Origin of the sequence: Paenibacillus agaridevorans, from assembly GCF_018604145.1 — a bacterium.
GTDB classification, from domain to species: domain Bacteria; phylum Bacillota; class Bacilli; order Paenibacillales; family Paenibacillaceae; genus Pristimantibacillus; species Pristimantibacillus agaridevorans.
On the sequence record NZ_CP075889.1, the window covers coordinates 7,140,614 to 7,159,602 of the forward strand.

Consider the following 18,989-nt stretch of genomic DNA (forward strand, 5'->3'; position numbering starts at 1 on the left):
TCAGGATGTTGGACAAGCAGCAATGGGCGCAAGACGCATGGCGGCGCGCGGCGGGCAAGATTAAAGCAATGAGCGAGACGATCGGAGTCGGCTTCCCTCATGCGAGTCTGGCGGGCAAGTATGATCGAACCGCGGCAAGCGCCTGGACATCGGGATTCTGGCCGGGTCTGCTATGGCTTGCTTACAGAGAAGAAGGCGACGAGAGCTTGAAGCGGCTTGCGCAGACATGCGAAGCGGCCCAGGATGAGGCGCTTGACGAATTTGCAAAACTTCATCATGACGTAGGTTTCATGTGGTGTCTGAGCGCTGTAGCCAGCTACAAACTTTCGGGGGATGAACGGTCCAAGCAACGCGCCTTAAAGGCGGCGTCCATTCTGGCCGGGCGCTTTAATCCGCAAGGCAACTTCATACGGGCATGGAACAGCTATGTGTGGCGGAATGAAAAACATAACGAAGGTTGGGCGATTATTGACTGCATGATGAATATTAGCCTGCTGTTCTGGGCGACAGAAGAAACCGGGGATGCGAGGTACAGGCATATTGCGATGCGCCATGCCGATACGGTGCTGAGCCAGTTTATACGACCGGATGGTTCCGTACATCATATCGTATGTTTTAATGCGGAGACCGGCGAACGCGAGTCGGCATTAGGCGGTCAAGGCTATTCGCCGGACTCGGCCTGGGCCAGAGGCGTATCCTGGGCGATATACGGGATGGCGATTTGTTATCGTTATACGGGCCAAGAGCGGTATTTGCGGGCGAGCCAGCAAACCGCGCATTATTTTATGGCCAATCTGCCCGAAGATGGTATTCCCTATTGGGATTTCAGACTTCCCGATTATACAGATGCTCCTCGCGATGCGTCGGCAGCGGCGATTGCCGCCAGCGGCATGCTGCTCCTTGCGCGTCTATTGCCGGCGGATCAAGGCGGGATGTACGAACGATGCGCGCTGCGATTGTTGCAAGCGATTGATACGCAGTGCGCCGCCTATGGAGCGGAGGATGAAGCCATTGTGAGGCATGCGACAGGCAACTTCCCAACCGGGAAAAACATCGACACGCCGCTCATCTATGGCGATTATTTTTATGCGGAGGCTTTGACTGGATTGCTCGGCAGCCGTCAACTATTTTGGTAGAGCTCTCTATGGGGGAGCGAGGGAGGAATTACGATGAGAATTGTTTATTTGGATATCGATTCGCTGCGTCCCGACCATATGGGCTGCTACGGGTACAACCGAAATACAACACCCTACCTGGATCAAATAGCGGCAGAAGGCGTTCGCTTCAATCAGGTATATACGGCCGCTTCTCCCTGTGCGCCTTCGAGAGCCAGCTTCATGTCGGGCCGCTTCGGCATTAATCACGGGGTGCTGACCCACTGGGGGGCAGGCTGTCATTACGAATATCCGCAAGGCGACGGGCACAGCAAGGAATATCCGTTCCTGCCGCGTCTGCTTCGGGAGGCGGACTACCGCACGATTACCTTTTCTTCTTTCGGCGATCGTCACCATGCCTGGTGGTACTTCGCGGGTTGGAATGAAATTCATACGCACACGCTGAAAGGCGGCAACGAAGACGCCCATGAGGTGAACGCCGCGGTGCTGCCTTGGGTGAAGGCGCATGGCGCCGAGGACAACTACTTCCTGCATATTCAGTATTGGGATGCGCATTCCAGGTACACCTATCCTGAGCAATATGCGGAGCAATTTGCCAATGATCCCGCGCCCGTCTTTCCGACGGAGGAAGATATTAAGCGCCATCGTCAGGATACGCATCCCCGTTCGGCGACTTTCCTGCATTGGAGCGATGATTACAGCAAAATTCCGAAACGAACGATGCCGCTGGAGATTGCGGGCCGCCGGGACTACGAGAAGCTGATTAACGGCTATGACGGCGGTATTTCCTATTTGGACGAGCATATCGGTCGGTTAATGGACGCTTTTCGCGAGCTGGGCGTGCTGGATGATGTCTGTTTTATTGTCAGCGCGGATCATGCGGAGTCGTTCGGCGAGCAGGGCGTTTATTTGGAGCATGGCATGGCAACGGAGGCCGTTCATCATATCCCGCTAATTATGAAATTCCCGGGACTGAGCAAGGCGGGGCATGTGGATCAAGGGCTTCATTATAACGTTGATGTTGTGGCCACCATAGCCGATTTGGCGGGACTGCCGAAGCCGGCAGGCTGGGACGGCCGATCGCTCCTGCCGGCGCTGACGGGCGGTCAGGCGGAGAAGCGTGAATTCCTCGTGCTGGAGCATGGTCTTTATGCTTGCCAACGGGCGGTAAGGACAAAAGAGTGGCATTATATCCGCACTTATCATGAAGGTTTTTATCAGTTGGAGCCGGACATTTTATACGATTTGGAGAGAGATCCTTACCAGCGCAATAATGTTGCCAGCGAGCATCCCGAAGTCGTGCGGGAGCTTGGCGCGCAGCTTGAAGGGTGGATTGCGGAACAAATGGCGGGCAATCTCATGAAGGACGATCCCATGATGGAGATTATAGAGGACGGAGGTCCGTTCCGGTATTTAAAGCCGCACGATTGGGCGGGAAGATTGGAGCGGGCGGGACGCAAGGAAGAAGCTGCTGCTGTTCTCGGGCGCTAAGAGGCGCACCATTTCATTTTGATAAAGAGGAGAATGAATATGCAAACGTATTGGGGAGATATACACAATCATTGCGGCATCAGTTACGGTTTTGGCAGCTTGGAGAATGCGTTGAAGGCGGCGAAGGGACAGCTCGACTTTTGTGCGATTATCGGACACGCTTCCTGGTATGATATGCCCGAGCGCCGCGCTCCGCTTGAGTTTCTCGTAGATTTCCATACGAATGGTTTTGCGAAGCTGGAGGGGCATTGGGATCAGGTCAGAGAAGTCGTGAAGCAATTCAACCAAGATCACGAATTTGTTACTTTCCAGGGTTATGAGGCACATTCCAGCGAATTTGGCGATCATCATTATGTATCGCCCGACGATGATTTGCCGCTTGTCAAAGGCAAGTCGCCGGCGGATATTATCGAGCAGCTGAAGCCGCGCCGCGTCATCGCCGTTCCGCATCATGTCGGGTACACGCCGGGCTATCGCGGCGGCAACTGGGAATCGTTTAATACCGCCATCAGTCCTATCGTAGAGGTTGTATCCAAACATGGCTGCGGCATGTCGGTAAACAGCCCGTTTCCTTATTATCATGATATGGGGCCTCGTGATTCCAAAAGCACCGTATACGCGGCGATTGCCCGCAAGCACAGGATGGGTTTTGTCGGCTCGACGGATCATCATGCCGGTTATCCCGGTTCTTACGGCGATGGCCGCATGGCTGTAGTGGCTGAGGAGAAAACGAGAGAAGGGATTTGGGAGGCGATTCAAGCCCGCCGCACTTATGCCGTCAGCGGAGATAAAATCGATTGCCGGTTTACGCTCAACGGCGCTCATATGGGCAGCGAGATTGCGGTGGGAGCGGGGGCAAGAGATATTCGGCTTGATCTGACGGCATGCGATCGGATCGATAAAATCGTTATATTCAAAAACTTGCGCCCGTGGAAAGTCGTAACCGGCTGGGATATGCTGAACCAACCTTCCGTTAGCGGCTCAACGTATAAAGTAAAAGTAGAGATGGGCTGGGGAGATAATAAAGCGGGCTACTTATGGAATGCGGATGTGAAGGTAAGCGGCGGCAGCATGCGCTCTGTCGAAACCTGCTTCCGCGGCAGAAGCGTGCTTGCTCCGACTCCGGAGCTGAAGGATGATCCAGAATTGAACGCGCTTGGCAATGCCGTTCATAGTCAGTCCGATTCTCATGTGAGCTGGTCTTGTCTGACGGTTAAGAACCCGACAACGCTCCATCCGCACACAGGCGGCGTTATTCTGGAAATCGACGGCGATTTGAACACTCGGCTTGAGCTGGAGGCTAACGGCATTTCCATCGCAACCACGATTCATGAGCTGTTGAGCGGCAATATGACGCGCCACAAGCATAGCTTTAATTCGGAAGCGGTTGTCATTCATCCCGCCATCCCTGTCGCCCAATATGCGTTTAGCGGCAGCTTCACGGATTCCGAGCAGGAAGATGAGTGCGATGTTTATCATGTTGAAGTTCAACAAGAGAACGGACAATGCGCCTGGATTTCGCCGATTTATGTTGTTTAAGCCTTCGCGGTCCAATAATAAAGCCAGAGCTGATCGTATCAGTCTCTGGCTTGTTTGTTGTGGTTATGGATAAAAACTGGCGGCCCCGAGATGAATCGAACATCCGACACCACGTTTAGGAAACGTGTGCTCTATCCGCTGAGCTACGGGGCCACAGCAAGTAACATTATAACACCGGAGCCTTTGGTGGCGCAACTTAGAACTGTTCAAGAGGTTTAGTTTTGTTTTTGAAAAGATGCGTTGCTCTCTGTATGTATCAGGCGCAGAAGCTCGACTAGGTCATGAAGCCGTTTCAACTGCGAGGCATACTGTCTTGCATCCTCCCGACGCTTGATCGCGATTGCCTCGCGGATAAGCCCATGCCAACGTTCGGGCAATTGCGTAAGACCATACTCCCCGGCAGCGATCTTGCTCGTCACGCCATGCTCCCGGATGGTGTAAAATTGCCGCAACATGCCAAGCGTGCACCATTCTACTGCAAAATCCAATTGTTCCACAGGCACGGTATGCTCGTTCATATCAGACGAATGCAGGTTCTGTTCCAATCGGGCAATCCATGCGGCCCAATAGGAATTCATATTTTCAATCACGTATTGGATAAGAGCTTCGGATGATATTTCAAAATCGAAGGATAAACGCTGACCATGCACGCAGATGCCGTGTCTTTGAAGGAGCCACCATGTGATCGGATTTAAATCCCCGTCTCCATCCGATTGCATTTTTCTATCGAAATAAGTGGGGACGGGAGGGATTTCTCCGACAGACTTTCCAGCATCCTCTTGTCGGATATAGGCCCCCATTATGTCTAATCCGAAAAGAGTCGGTTCAACCTCCTTGTGCGCATCCTCAATTAATCGAATGTCGGATGGCGTTAACTTTCGATTAACGAATACGAGAAAATCTATATCGCTTGAGCCCTCAATAAAAGCATTTAGAGCAGTCGAGCCATAAACATACACAGATACTACGGTATCCTGTATGCGATTTTGGAGCGATTCGTATAACTTTCGCATAGACCTCTCAACAATTTCTGGTAATATTCCAGCCATTTCGATATCTCGCCTCCTTAATCTACCCTATAATCCGGAGTATTGAACTTACCCTCCTTATGATAAATGTAGTAAATGATTCAAAAAAGAGAAAACATCTTTAATCCTTTTTCTAGTTTTTTATAGTTGTTTTTATCTGACGATCTTTGCTCTTTTGATAAACAGAGCTACGGGCCAATGAGAAAGAGTCACAACAATGGAAATTATAATAAAATGAGCGAGGTTGAAAAAAAATCCGTTATCCGATATATTTATACCTAGATATCCGATGTATTGAATGGATCATTAACAGGAGAGGAATGAAAGGGGGAGGCTCTATGGCTATCAATAAGGAATTAATGAAGGGCAGCACGGTTATTCTTATTCTGACGCTGCTGGATCGGAAGGATATGTACGGCTACGAGATGACGAAGGAGATCGAGAGAAGCTCGGCCGGCGTCTTCACGTTTAAGGAAGGCACGTTGTATCCCATCCTCCATACGCTGGAAGCGGAGCGCCAGGTAGAGGCGTACTGGAGCGAGGAAGGCGGCCGCAAGCGGAAGTATTACCGCATTACGGACGAAGGGCGATCGCAGCTCAAAGAGAAACGCGCGGAATGGACGCTCTTCCGAACATCGGTCGACCGGGTGATCGGGGAGGGAGGCGTATGACGATGGCCAGGTCCATCTTAACGAATCCTGCCGTCGCCGCCTACCTGGATACCGTCTGCGCGCAAGTGAAGGCGAAGGCAGTGCACGATGATATCCGACTGGAGATTGTGGGGCATTTGGAGGAGCTCGTGAGCGAGAAGCTGGAGAGTGGACTTAAGACAGAGGAAGCCGTTGCTGAGGCACTGAAAGCGATGGGTAACCCCGTAGAAATCGGAAAAGGTCTGCATGCCGCCCATAGACCTAGCATGGAGTGGAATCTCATTGGTCTTATATTGATTATGGTTGCGCTTGCGGTTATATCCTTGGTGGCGGTTCATGCATCGGATGAGCGCTTATACAGATCGGGTTCTGTTTTCGTCTTTGGCGCATGCGGAATAATTGCCATGGTAGCCATTATGTTCGTTAATTATCGCCGCTTGCTTCGCTTATCCTGGCCGCTTTATTGGGGAACGGTACTATTAATGGCGTTGACTCAACTCTACGGTGTAGAGATTAATGGTTCGACTCAATGGATTGTGATAGCTAGCATCGGATTCAACGTCTTCCATGCTTCTCCATATCTGCTTCTTATCGCGATTGCCGGAATTCTGCATCTGGAGAAGAAGAGAGATGTTCATGGCAAAGGAATTGATCGAATAACGGTACTGCTTCGGAATGGGATTGTGCTGGCTATCATTCCCATTTCGCTGTATATAATAACATCTTCTATGGCACATATGCTTATCTATGTTCTTAGTGTATCGGTATTATTGTTGCTTAGCGGAAACTGGAGGCTGTTGCTGGCAACTGGCGTTTCCGGGACGGTTCTATTCACGGTATGGCAAATGCTTAATCCCGACATCCATAATTTGCTGTGGGGAAGAGTCAATGCCTATATACATAAAAATCCTGATGCGATATACCAGACTGTAAAGTCCGTGGAGGCCATCCGATCCGGGGGGCTGTGGGGGCAAGGGCTGGACAAGGAGGTTGTTATTCCTTACGCCACATCCGACATGTTGTTTTCTTATTTGGTCCACAGTTTCGGATGGGTATTCGGCGCCGTCATCATTGTTTCCAGCCTGTTGATGACGACTAGGCTGTTTAAAGTTGGCAAGAAGCTTCGCGACGATTATGCAAAAAAGCTGGTCATCGCAGTAATGGCCGTCTTGATGGTTCGGATGTTCTGGAATATTCTCATGTGTTTAGGTTGGATTCCGGTAATAGGGATGGAGATGCCCCTCCTTCTCTGGCATTCATCGGGCACTGTAATCGAATTCGCGGCGCTTGGCTTAGTACTCGGCGCATATAGAAGGAAAGACATGGTGAGCAACTCTGCCCCCATCCAATACCAGGTTTAAAGAGTTTTCGACCGTCCAACCGACGGCCGGCGGGCAAGATCTCTTGCGTGCCTTGAACGCTGCTTACCCGGTCGCCTCTTCCCGCGGCTTCGCAGGGTCGCAGTCGGGGGCGGCAATCTGTCCGCTCTCTGATAGTTTGAGCAAGTAATAACATTCTTCGCGGTACATATGATGCGGCATGAGGGGGTCGATGCGGCTGAGCAGCTCTTCGCTTAGCTCCAGCTCCTCGATTTCCTTCAGGAAAGTCATGAACACCTTCATCTCAAGATCGACGTCGGCATGAAACCTCTTGAGCGCCGGATACTGCTCCCTAAGCGTGCGGAAGTAGCCAACCAGCTCGATTGCCTTCAAATAATAGTCGTTAAAATGTTTTTCGAACTTCTGGCTTTTCTCGATCAATCGTTTCTCGACGAGATCGAGGTCGGCGGCGATCGCCCCCGCGTGTCCGGCTGCGTCGGGCAGCCATAACAGATCATGATGCAGCGACGGGAATACGGGGACACCCTTGCCCTCCCGCAACGAGATCAGTATTCGCAGATACTCCTCCAGCTCGTTGACCATGTGATTGATGAAGGTGGGGGACAGAGCCATACTGATTTGGCCGAGCAGCAACCGGTCCAGCAGATTCAGCTTGAACGTCCGAAGCTCGGTAGTTGCCTCTAGCGCGCGGTTGGTCAAATCTTCGGAAGCATCCAAGGCCATGGCATCTCGCGCCTGCTTCAACAACTGGTCGAACACGAATATGAACTGCGACGCTTTTCGAATATCTTGAAGCTCCTTGGGAGACAACGCATTATAGATAAACCTTGAGTGATCGCCCAATATTTGCAGCCAAAACGTATGCTCGAACCTGGCTTTCTCATCCATAGAATCAGTGCCCTCCATACCGTTATCGTATATTCCAAGCTTATGGGAGGAAAGGCTTGTACTATGCAATGGATTGTTATTCAAATTTGCCGATATCCCATGAAAGCCCTCTACTTGAGGGTTTTTATTCGTCTGTACGCTATAAATGGTATGCCATTTTAAAAATCGTCCGTCCGCTGCTAGCGCCTTATATGCTCGGTTTCCTGAGAAATGCCCAAGCAAATCAAGTTTTGGCCGTATTCTTCTACCACGCTGGATGATACCTTGTGGATAGGCACCGGGCATATCCGAAATCGGGAAAGGAGGCTCCATCACGATTTGACCGTCACATGGGAGCGAGCGCCGCTCGAAGATTGACGAACGACCGAAACGATAATTGAATGGGGGGAAACTGTATTGAAGGCCGATATATTCGTTCAGACCGAACTGGGCCGGGGGTCCCGAACCGGAGTCAACCGTACGTTCCGGAAAATGCTGTCTCACTGGCAGCTTTACTTGATCCTGCTCCCTCCGCTGCTGTATGTGATCGTCTTCCACTATATACCGATGTACGGCATACAGCTTGCTTTCAAACAATTCCAGGCGACGAGCGGGATTACCGGCAGTCCGTGGGTCGGACTGCAACATTTTGAACAGTTTTTCAGTTCGCCTTCCAGCTGGAGAATCATCCGCAATACGATCGGCATCAGCCTGTATTCGATCGCGGCGGGATTTGCGTTTCCAATCATGCTTGCCATCGCGTTGAACGAAGTGCGGGCGAGATTTTTCAAGAAAACGGTGCAGATGATCACTTATGCGCCTTATTTTATTTCGACGGTGGTGCTCGTCGGCATGCTGATGCAGGTTCTCGATCCGCGGGCCGGCATAATCAATCAGGTTATCACGCTATTCGGCGGAGATCCGGTCAACCTGATGGGCAAGGCGGAATACTTCAAATCCATCTACGTGTGGACCACGATCTGGCAAGGAACCGGATATTCGGCCGTTATTTATCTGGCCGCTTTGTCGGGCGTGAGCAAGGATCTGCAGGAAGCCTGCGTCATCGACGGGGCGTCCAAACTCCGGCGGATCTGGCACGTCGATTTGCCTTCCATCCGTCCGACCATCGTGATTCTGCTGGTTCTAAGCTTCGGGAGCGTGATGAACGTCGGCTTCGAGATGATTTTTCTCATGCAGAACAGCTTGAATCTGGCCACATCCGAAATCATTTCGACTTATGTGTACAAGGTTGGTTTGATCAATGCGAATTTCAGCTTCTCCACGGCAATCGGTTTATTTAATTCCGTTATCAATCTGTTCCTCCTGGTGTCGGCGAACTACTTGGCCCGGAAGTTCACCGATAACAGCCTGTGGTGAGAAAAGGAGGGGATCCGATGACGATATATCCGAATCGGCTGATTAAGGAATCGCCCGGGGACCGGGTATTCAATGTGGCAACGCACCTGTACCTGTGGATCATTTTTGTTCTGGTCGCCTATCCGTTGATTTACGTGGTAAGCGCTTCCTTTAGCGCGCCGAGCGCGGTGATCTCGGGTAAGGTTTGGCTCTGGCCCGTGGAGCCGACATTGAACGGTTACGAGGCCGTATTTAAGAACAAGCAGCTGGTCAGCGGCTTTGCCAACTCGATCTTCTACATGGTGGCCGGCACGCTGATCAATCTGGTGATGACCGTTATGGCAGCGTTTCCCTTATCCAGGAAGGAGCTTTCCGGCCGAAACCTCTTTATGGCGATCTTCGTGTTCACGATGCTCTTCTCCGGGGGGCTCATTCCGAACTTTTTACTGGTCAGGGACCTCGGCATGCTCGATACGAGGTGGGCGATGCTTCTGCCGGTGGCCTTGTCGGTGTGGAACGTGATTATCACCAGAACCTATTTTCAGGCCACTATTCCGGATGAGCTATACGAGGCGGCATCGATGGACGGATGCAACGATTTTCGCTTCCTTCTCCGTATGGCGCTTCCGCTATCTGCGCCGATCTTGGCCGTCATTGCGCTGTATTACGGGGTCGGGCACTGGAACAGTTATTTCAACGCGCTGATCTATCTGAAATCGCCGGATCTTCAGCCGCTTCAAATTATTTTGCGCAACATCCTGGTTCTGAATCAGTTGGACCCGACGATGATGCAGGATTTCGAGGCGTTGCAGCGCAAGCAGGGCCTGGTTGACATCGTCAAATATGCCGTTATCGTCGTTGCGAGCGTGCCGGTGCTGCTCATTTACCCGTTCGTGCAGAAGTACTTCGTGCGTGGGATCATGATCGGCGCCATCAAAGGCTAATGGCAAGCAAGCGCGGGAAGCGGGGGGAAGATGCGAGGGTTGCAAATCTGTTGGACTTAGCTGCATGCTAAGGGTAGGAAGGATCATCGAACGGAAAAAGAAACGGGAGGCACACCATGAAAAAAATGGTCAAAACGTTAATCTTCAGTCTTTTCTGTCTGTCACTTATTCTTGCAGGATGTACGAATAGTAAGGGGAACGGCGACCAGGCGGGCAGCCCGAACGCCTCGAACGGCGGAAACGCGGGCAATGCCGGAGAAAATGCGGTTTCCGAACCGGGCAGTTACCCGATCGTCAAAGATAAAATCACATTGCGGGTCATGGCTGCACAGATTCCTCAGGTGATCGATTTCAATACAAACGAGTTTACGAAATGGTATGAAGAGAGAACGAACATTCATGTCGAATGGGAAATCGTCCCTCCGGGCAACGTCAAAGAAAAGCTGAATCTCGTTCTGGCGAGCGGCGACTATCCGGACATCTTTCTCGGACTGGGCGTCGACGATGTCATCGAGGCCCAATATGGCGTGGGTCAGCAGGTTTTCCGGCCGCTTGACGGCTTGATAGAGCAGAATATGGCTGCTTTCAAGGACGTTCTGCAAAAGCATCCGGCCGTTAAGGGTAGAATTACCGCCACGGATGGCAATATTTATTCGCTGCCTACCTGGAACGATTGCTTCCACTGCGGCTTTGCCCAAAAAATGTGGATCAATCAAGAGTGGCTTGATAATCTGGGACTTCAAATGCCGACGACAACGGACGAATTTTATCAGGTGCTGAAAGCCTTTAAGGAAAAGGATCCGAACGGCAACGGCAAAGCCGACGAAATTCCGCTGGCCGGCGCGACCGACGGCTGGTACACGACGATCGAAGGATTTCTAATGAGTTCGTTTATCCTTCATCCGGGGATGTACAATCCGCTGAAGATGATCGTACAAGACGGAAAGGTCATGTCGATCGTCAATACGCCTGAATATAAAGAGGGACTCGCATACCTGAATAAGCTTTACGCCGAGGGGCTGATCTATCAGCCTTCGTTCACTCAGAAGATCGACCAGCTGAAGTCGATCGCCGCCAACGAGGATAGCGTGATCCTCGGCGCCTTCCCGACCGGGGCAAGCGTAGGCGTGATCGATTCTGCCACTAATCAGGAACGATACAAGCAGTATGTTACTGTACCTCCGCTTGAAGGGCCGGACGGAACGAGACAGGCTGCATTCTTCCAGTTCGACGCGGCGCAAGGCGGCGATTTGCTCATCTCTTCCAGCTCCAAATATCCGGAAGCGGCCATTCGCTGGGCGGACGGCTTGTATGAATTCGAGACGCAATACCGGATGATCAGCGGGCCTAAGGATATCGGTTGGACAACCCCGGATCCGGGTGCCGTGGGGCTGAACGGGGAACCGGCGTTGTTGAAACGTTTGAAGCCTTATACCAATGAACCGCAAAATGACGGCTGGATGCATGCGGGAGTCGAATATGCGCCGGCCGAATGGCGACTTGGCGAACAGATTGAGCCCAATGCGGATCTTTTCTCGCCGGAAGGTCTCGAAAGGCTGCTTTATGAGGAGACAGCAAAAAACTATCAACCCTATGCACCGGAAAACACGACGGTCATGCCGCCGGTCAAACTGCTTGCGGAAGAAAACGACGAGCTTCAAACGATCCGGATCGAGCTGGAGAACTATATCAACGAATCGAGCGTTCGCTTTATTACCGGCGATTTGAAGCCCGAAGCAGATTGGGACGGCTACGTGCAGAGTCTGGATAATATCGGACTCCAACGATTTGTCGAGATCAACCAAAAGGCTTACGATCGACAGTACTCGGGCAAATAAGCCAGCCGAGGCGATTAGACCGTCATAACTTCGTTATGGCGGCCTTACGCCCGTCTGCAAGATAGAAATGCCTAAAAGCATGTGCTATACTTCTTTGATAACGCTTTCGCAAGTGCAGGGGGGATTCGATGTCGTTTCTAAAGAAAAGACGCAGGCATGCCACTTTGACCAAACTGATCCTTTCCTATTTGCTTGTACTCGTGATTCCGTTGCTGATCGGAAGCTATGTTTATAAGGAAACCGTCCAACTTGCGCGGGAGGAGGCGCTCCGTTCCAATCAATCGCTTCTGGAGCAAACGCGGGCGATCGTGGACGAACGGCTGAACGAGCTGGACGCCATCTCCAAGTATATCGCGATGGACCGCAAAATCATCTCCCTCATGAACGTCGAGCGAATCGCGGAAGGTTCAAACGATTACTACAAGGTCTGGGACATCCTGAGCACGAATCCCAAGTACAATTTAACAAACAAATTTATTGTCGATTATTTTGTCTTCTTCAAAGATAATGGGCTTGTGCTTTCGTCGGATCGGTCCTATATCGGTCCGGAAGAGTTCGAGAAGAGCCTGTACCGGAATCAAGGCATCAGCCACCCTGACTGGGACAGCGTCCTGTGGGAGAACCGTCACCAGAGCCGATACGTCTCCGGCGGGCAAGTTACGATCGATGGCATGAGCCATCGCGTCATTTATTATCTGCAGTCGATTCCTTGGGAGTACAGCAGCAATCCCAAGGGGGCATTGATGATTCTGATCGATGAATCCGCCATTCAGAACCTGCTGTCCAAGATCAACCTCGGGAGAAGCGGGATGATATTCGTCGAGAATCAGGATGGGGACATCATTACGCAGCTGACGGGAGACCAGACGGTCATCTACCCGTCCGGCATTGCGGCGGGCAGCCTGCAGGCCGGAACCTACGACTCGCCTTCCGGGGAGGAGTTTATCGTGTCCCGCTCGTTGTCGACCGTCAGCGGCTGGAAATACGTTTCCGTCGTTCCGTCGAGACTGGTGATGTCCAAGGTGGACTATATTCGCAACGTTACCTTTGCCGTACTGCTGATCACTCTTACGCTCGGCGTCGTCACGGCATGCATGCTGGCCTATAGGAACTACAAGCCGGTCAAACATCTGGTCGGCAGAATCAAGGAGCTTTTCGGAACGGACAACGACAGAAGCATGAGCGAGTATGATTATCTGGACAGCAGGATCTCGGAATTGTACCGCAACAATCGGAGCATGCGCGACCAGATGCTTCGAACGACATTTTTCGAGCGGCTGCTGAACGGCGGTTTTGACGATCACGGCGAAGATTCGTTTCCGGTTCATGTAGAAGGCGAACGCTTCGGAGTCATGCTGGCGCGGATTGTGCCGGGCAAGGATAAGTCGGACAGCCGGACGGCGGAACAAATGAACAAACTGATGCTCCTCGTAAAGGATGAGCTGTGTACCGAAGCCAATATTCCCTATTATAAGGATGACCTGAACGATAACCGAATCGTGATCGTCGTTGCCTTCGAAGAGGGCGATCCGACGTCGATGAAGAAGATCGTCGAACGTTTTGAAGAGAAAGTCCGGAACAAGCTGCCCGCCGACATTCACTTCTCCGCCGGAGCGGTGTACCCGGGATTGCAGAATGTAAGCATCTCGTTCGATGAGGCCAAGCAGGCGCTCGAATACGCCCGCTATGCGAAGAACGCAAAAGCCTATATGCCTTTTAGCGAAGTGCCGAACGAGAACCAGAAGTGCTACTACCCTATCGAAATGGAACTGAAGCTCATCAGCAACGTCAAGAGCGGCGACGAAGCGGAAGTTCGCAAAATCATCCGCAAAATCAGCGAGGAAAACTTCGTGAACCGAAAGTTGACGCCCGGGATGATCGAGCAGCTCATCCATGCGCTTAAGGGAACCGTCGTACGGAGTCTCGGTCCAAATGAAATGGAACCGCAGATCGCCCGATTGCTGGAGAAAGTTCATCGGTTGGATCGGATCGAGGACATTTTCGAAGCTATTCTGGAGTCCCATTTGTTATTATGCAACGCGCTGACCGAACAGAAGAATCAGGATAAAGCAAAGTTGAAGGAGCAGCTCGCCGAGTTTGTCGAGCGATCCTATATGCGGGAGGATTTTGTTCTGAATGAGCTTGCGTCCCGCTTTCATTTTTCCGAGACGCACATGTACCAGCTGTTCAAGGAGCTGATGAACGCCACATTCTCCGATTATCTTGAAAACACGCGGATTAGGCGCGCCTGCGAGTTGCTGAACGGGGAGGAATCTACGATCCGGGACGTAGCCAAGGCGGTCGGATACAGCAGCGATCAAACGTTCCGGCGAGCATTCAAGCGAGTAATGGGAGTTGCTCCCACGGATTATATAAAAGCCACTAGAGTGTTTGATGGGACATCAACATCATGAACGATTCTTGGAGGGAGTAGGTCTGACGAATGAATAAGTTGGCTTCCAGGCAAGTACATTTGGATTTTCATACTTCCGAGTTTATATCGGGAGTCGGCGCAAAATTCGATGCAACGCAATTCCAGGATGCGCTGAGAGCGGGGCATGTAAACTCCATAACGATTTTCGCCAAATGCCATCACAGCTGGAGTTATTATCCGACCAAAGCGGGGCGGATGCATCCGACGCTCGATTTCGACCTGACCGGAGCGATGATGAACGCCGCGCATGAAATCGGCGTCAAGGCGCCGGTCTATCTTACGGTCGGCTGGTCGGCGGGGGATGCGGCCGATTTACCAGAATGCGTAGCGCGCCAGCAGGACGGCCGGATTCAGATGATCGGCGGAGAGCCGGATGCGTCGCCTTCCGATAAGCGGCCGATCGTCTCTTGGAAGTTCATGTGCCCGAGCGGCAACTATGCCGACTTGATTTACGCGCAAACCCGCGAAGTGTGCGAACGTTATCCGGAGCTGGACGGTCTTTTTTACGATATTTGCTTCCAACCTCTAGGTTGTTGGTGTGCAAATTGTCTTGCCGGCATGGAGGAACAGGGGCTGAACCCGGCTGTTGAACAAGATGCGCGCAGCTATCATACCCTCAAATGGATGCGTTTCACATCGACCTGCACAGCCATTTTGAGAGAGTTTCACCCGGATGCGTCCATTTTCTTTAACGGCGGCGCGGAGTTGAATCACAAGGAATGGCACGGCGTCCACACTCATATCGAGATGGAAGACTTGCCGACGACGTGGGGCGGATACGACAAGATGCCCGTGCGGGCCAAATATTTTGCCGCCCTTGGGCGTCAATATCTTGGAATGACCGGAAAATTCCACACGATGTGGGGCGAGTTCGGCGGGTTTAAGAGCCCGGAAGCGCTTCGCTACGAGATTGCTTCGATGATGATGTACGGCGCCCGCTGCAGCATAGGCGATCAGATGCATCCGAGCGGTCTTATGGATATGGAGACGTATCGCACGATCGGCGAAGCTTACCGCTATGCGGAACAGATCGAGGAATGGTGCTTCGAGGTCGAGGAGACGGCCACGCTGGGCGTGGTTTTATCTAACCAATCGGAAGCGGATGAAGGTCTGACCAAAATGCTGCTCGAATGCCAACTCGACTTCGACATCGCGGACCCGGAACAGGGATTGGATCGATTCGAGACGCTGATCCTGCCGGATTCCGTCGCGTTAAGCGAGGAGTCGGCCTTGCAAATTCAAAGCTATGTCGACCGGGGCGGAAGTTTGCTTCTCACGGGCGCCAGCGGCTTGAATCCGGGAAAAACCCATTTTCAGATCGATGTCGGCGCCGCCTATCAAGGGCCCTCCTTATACGAGAACGACTATGTGCTTGCTGGTGAACAATTAAAAGCAGGCATCGTATCGAGTCCGTTTTTGTTCTATGAGGGCGCGGAGCAGGTTAGCGTCAAAGATGCGGAGGTTCTGGCGACAATCCACGAACCGTACTTCAACAGGACGTACGGACATTATTGCTCGCATCAGAATACGCCCTATCGTTTGGAACCGGCCGATTACCCGGCAGCCATACGCAAAGGCAACATTATTTATGTCGCTCATCCGATTTGCACGATGTACTTCCGGCATGGCGCCAAATATCATCGCGACTATCTGATGAACGCCTTGAATCTGCTTTACCGCAAGCCTGTCATGAAAGTAAACTTGCCCAGTTGCGGTCGAGCCCGATTCGTCTATCAGCCTTCCCGGAAGCGATATATTCTGCATCTGACGTATGCCGCGCCGATTCAACGCGGCAGGACGAGCGTGATCGAGGACATGCCGCCGATTTACGACGTCGCCGTCGAGCTGACGGTCAAATCACGCGTGCAACGTGCGACATTAATTCTCCAAGGCGAATCCATCCCGTTTGTGCAGTCCGGCGACACCGTGAAGCTGACAATTCCCAAAGTTCACGGACATCAAATGGTTATTTTAGACGTGCAGGATATTCAATTTGAAGCCTAAAGGCTTTTAGCGCTTGCGCAACGAAGGGTCGCAATAAGCGTTTTCGGCGAGAAAAAAACTCCGACGTCTCAAGAGCTCAAGAGACGCCGGAGTTTTTTACTTGTTTGCCCGATAACAGGATCGACTTTTCCACCAGCACTTGCATGGCATCGACGCTGACCTCGGCCGCATGGCGGCTAAGCTTGATGCATGATAACTCGGTACAGGCGAGGATGACGCAATGGCAGCCATGCGCGGTGACCAGCTCGTCGATGAGCTCCTCCAGTTCTTCGGGCGAGAAGTCCATGTTGCTCTTTACATTTTCGTAAATGATCTTCATGCTCTTCTGCTGAATGCGTTCGTCATGCTCGTACAAATTCATGCCGTATTGCTCGCACACCTTGGCGTAGATCCCGCTGCGGATCGTACCGTTCGTGGCGAGAATGCCAATGCGGCTGCCGGCGCCGAACCGGTCGTGGATGAGCTTGATCGTCTCTTCCACCATATGAATGATGGGGATGCTCGTCATGGCCTGCATTTTGTCGTAGAAATAATGGGATGTATTGCAAGGTATCGCGATATGGGATACGCCAGCCAGCTCCAGCAGCCTCAGATCCTTCGTTATGGCTTCCAGGAACAGCTCGTCCTTGCCTTCGAGGATGACGGCAGTGCGATCCGGAGCGGTAGCGTGGTTTAAGATAATCATGTCGAGATGCTCCTGATCGCGATCGGCGGCCGTGTTCTCGATCACCTTGTCGAAGAAGACGGCAGTCGCCTTGGGTCCCATCCCCCCGATTACGCCTAAGCTTTTCTGTTCCATATGTGTGATAACCTGCTCTTCCTCCGTTATAGTGCCATTGTTAAGCCCGGCTGCTCATGATCTCTCCGACGATCTCCGCTTCGTTGAACGGAATCTCGGTCTTGCCTATCACTTGCGTCGTCTCGTGGCCCTTGCCGGCAATGAGAATGACGTCGCCTTTCCGGCTCATGGCGATCGCGTATTCGATCGCCTCGCGGCGATCGACGATGCCCCGATACTCGCCGCCTGCCGAAGCGACGGCTTCGGATACTTCAGCGATAATGGCATCGGGATCCTGATTTTTCGGATTGTCCGAAGTGACAACGCAGAAGTCCGCATATTGCGCCGCCACCTTGCCCATGGCCTCGCGCTTGCCGCTGCCATCCTTGCCGGGCGCGGCGTAGACGCCGAATACGAGAATCAGCCGTCCATCGGTAAAGGGTCGCAACGTCGTCAACGCCTTCTCGAGACTATCCTCCGTATGGGCGAAATCGATCACGACCTTGATATCATCGTCCTGATAAGCCACCTCAAGCCGTCCCTTGATACGCTGCACGGCTCGAATACCCGCCGCAATCTGCCCCAGCCCGATGCCCTGGCAATAAGCGGCGGCAACAGCCGCGAGGCTGTTGTACACATAGATTAACCCCGGCAGATTGACGCGGATATCGACTCTTCCGACGGGTGTATGCGCGACATAAGTTGTGTGGTCGGCTTCGTACTGTATGTTCGTGGCGTAGACGTCCGGCAAGGCAGTCTCATCGAACCCTGCGGACGGGATGTCCGGGACTACGCCGTACGTGAGCAATTGGGCCTTGTGATGGCGAACCTTGTCCGAGAGACGGCGTCCGTACTCGTCATCGATATTGACGACATTGTAGTCGCTCGTCAGGTCAAACAGCATGGCCTTGGCCTCGTAATATTCTTCCATCGTGCGGTGCAGCTCCAGATGATCCGGCGTCAGGTTCGTAAAGACGCCGATGCGGAAGCGGGAAGCCGCCGCCCGCTGCAGACTCAAGGCATGCGAGGATACCTCCATGACGCAGGTGTCTACGCCGGCATGCGCCATGTCCGAGAACATATGCTGCAGATGCAGCGATTCCGGCGTTGTTGGCGTCGTCGATTTCGTAGCCAGTGGCGTGTAGCCAATCATGGCGCCAATCGTACCGATTACGCCGACGGTGGCGCGCGCTTCTTCGAGAATCGACTTCACGAAATACGTTGTGGACGTCTTTCCGTTCGTTCCCGTAATGCCGATCAAGCTGAGCTTCTCCGAAGGGTTGTCGTAGAAACGCGCGGAAGCGAGCGCCAGCGCCTGTCGAGTGTCCGTCACCTTAACGACAACGATGGAGGACGGCAGGCCGGACAGCTCGACCTCGCGCTCCACGAGGATGGCCGCAGCCCCGTTCTCGGCAGCTTTGGATATATAGTGATGGCCGTCGACGGTAAAGCCGGTTATCGCGACGAACAGCCCGGACTCGGCAACCTCGCGGGAATCGAAGGCTATCGACGTTACATTCGCGACGTCCGGCTCACCCTGCAGAGCGACATAGTCCAGCTCTTCTATTAAGGCACGAAGCAGCATGCGATCAGCCCCTTTACTTA

Annotated in this window: 14 protein-coding genes and 1 tRNA gene; 10 read left to right on the forward strand and 5 right to left on the reverse strand. The window is 52.6% G+C overall.

Features of this window, described 5'->3' with window-relative positions; genetic code table 11:
• Positions 1-5 precede the first annotated feature (5 nt).
• From KJW29_RS28715 to KJW29_RS28725, 3 genes are read left to right on the forward strand one after another with little or no spacing between them, the layout of a single operon-like run.
• Positions 6-1,136 carry a glycoside hydrolase family 88 protein gene (locus KJW29_RS28715; protein WP_214627218.1) on the forward strand — a complete coding sequence of 377 codons (1,131 nt, stop codon included), beginning with the start codon at positions 6-8 and terminating at the stop codon, positions 1,134-1,136.
• A gap of 33 nt (positions 1,137-1,169) precedes the next feature.
• Entirely contained in the window at positions 1,170-2,606 is a 1,437-nt protein-coding gene (locus tag KJW29_RS28720; protein ID WP_214627219.1) for a sulfatase family protein, read from the forward strand.
• 39 nt (positions 2,607-2,645) lie between these two features.
• Positions 2,646-4,145 (forward strand): DUF3604 domain-containing protein, encoded by a 1,500-nt coding sequence (locus tag KJW29_RS28725; protein WP_214627220.1) that lies wholly within the window; start codon positions 2,646-2,648, stop codon positions 4,143-4,145.
• 77 nt (positions 4,146-4,222) lie between these two features.
• Here the strand turns inward: KJW29_RS28725 and KJW29_RS28730 are convergent.
• Positions 4,223-4,298 (reverse strand) — tRNA-Arg (locus KJW29_RS28730).
• A gap of 62 nt (positions 4,299-4,360) precedes the next feature.
• Positions 4,361-5,194 (reverse strand): aminoglycoside adenylyltransferase domain-containing protein, encoded by an 834-nt coding sequence (locus KJW29_RS28735; RefSeq protein WP_214627221.1) that lies wholly within the window; start codon positions 5,192-5,194, stop codon positions 4,361-4,363.
• Positions 5,195-5,511: 317 nt separating this feature from the next.
• On the opposite strand from KJW29_RS28735, the gene KJW29_RS28740 reads away from it, so the two are divergent.
• On the forward strand, positions 5,512-5,844 hold the full coding sequence (locus tag KJW29_RS28740; RefSeq protein WP_087569987.1) for a PadR family transcriptional regulator: 333 nt from the start codon (positions 5,512-5,514) through the stop codon (positions 5,842-5,844).
• A gap of 2 nt (positions 5,845-5,846) precedes the next feature.
• A complete protein-coding gene (locus KJW29_RS28745; RefSeq protein ID WP_214627222.1) occupies positions 5,847-7,184 on the forward strand; it encodes an FtsW/RodA/SpoVE family cell cycle protein in 1,338 nt (445 codons plus the stop codon).
• Between the two features lie 63 nt (positions 7,185-7,247).
• On the opposite strand, the gene KJW29_RS28750 is transcribed toward KJW29_RS28745, so the two are convergent.
• Positions 7,248-8,051, reverse strand: a complete 804-nt coding sequence (locus tag KJW29_RS28750) for a DUF2935 domain-containing protein (RefSeq protein WP_214627223.1) — start codon at positions 8,049-8,051, stop codon at positions 7,248-7,250.
• A 396-nt stretch (positions 8,052-8,447) separates the two neighbouring features.
• Between KJW29_RS28750 and KJW29_RS28755 the strand changes: the two genes are divergently transcribed.
• The 5 genes from KJW29_RS28755 (at position 8,448) to KJW29_RS28775 (ending at position 16,606) form a co-directional block, all read left to right on the forward strand.
• Positions 8,448-9,407: an ABC transporter permease gene (locus tag KJW29_RS28755; protein WP_246608422.1), complete on the forward strand. Its 960-nt coding sequence runs from the start codon at positions 8,448-8,450 to the stop codon at positions 9,405-9,407.
• A gap of 17 nt (positions 9,408-9,424) precedes the next feature.
• Positions 9,425-10,330 carry a carbohydrate ABC transporter permease gene (locus KJW29_RS28760; protein ID WP_087569984.1) on the forward strand — a complete coding sequence of 302 codons (906 nt, stop codon included), beginning with the start codon at positions 9,425-9,427 and terminating at the stop codon, positions 10,328-10,330.
• Positions 10,331-10,446: 116 nt separating this feature from the next.
• A complete protein-coding gene (locus tag KJW29_RS28765) occupies positions 10,447-12,168 on the forward strand; it encodes an ABC transporter substrate-binding protein (RefSeq protein ID WP_214627224.1) in 1,722 nt (573 codons plus the stop codon).
• A 128-nt stretch (positions 12,169-12,296) separates the two neighbouring features.
• Positions 12,297-14,582: a helix-turn-helix domain-containing protein gene (locus tag KJW29_RS28770; RefSeq protein ID WP_214627225.1), complete on the forward strand. Its 2,286-nt coding sequence runs from the start codon at positions 12,297-12,299 to the stop codon at positions 14,580-14,582.
• A 29-nt stretch (positions 14,583-14,611) separates the two neighbouring features.
• Positions 14,612-16,606, forward strand: coding sequence for an alpha-amylase family protein (locus KJW29_RS28775; RefSeq protein ID WP_214627226.1), 1,995 nt, complete (start codon positions 14,612-14,614; stop codon positions 16,604-16,606).
• 76 nt (positions 16,607-16,682) lie between these two features.
• On the opposite strand, the gene cuyB is transcribed toward KJW29_RS28775, so the two are convergent.
• Complete coding sequence (cuyB, locus tag KJW29_RS28780; protein WP_087569980.1) at positions 16,683-17,405, reverse strand: cysteate racemase; 723 nt, start codon at positions 17,403-17,405, stop codon at positions 16,683-16,685.
• A gap of 40 nt (positions 17,406-17,445) precedes the next feature.
• Entirely contained in the window at positions 17,446-18,969 is a 1,524-nt protein-coding gene (locus tag KJW29_RS28785; RefSeq protein ID WP_214627227.1) for a UDP-N-acetylmuramoyl-L-alanyl-D-glutamate--2,6-diaminopimelate ligase, read from the reverse strand.
• Positions 18,970-18,989 lie beyond the last annotated feature (20 nt).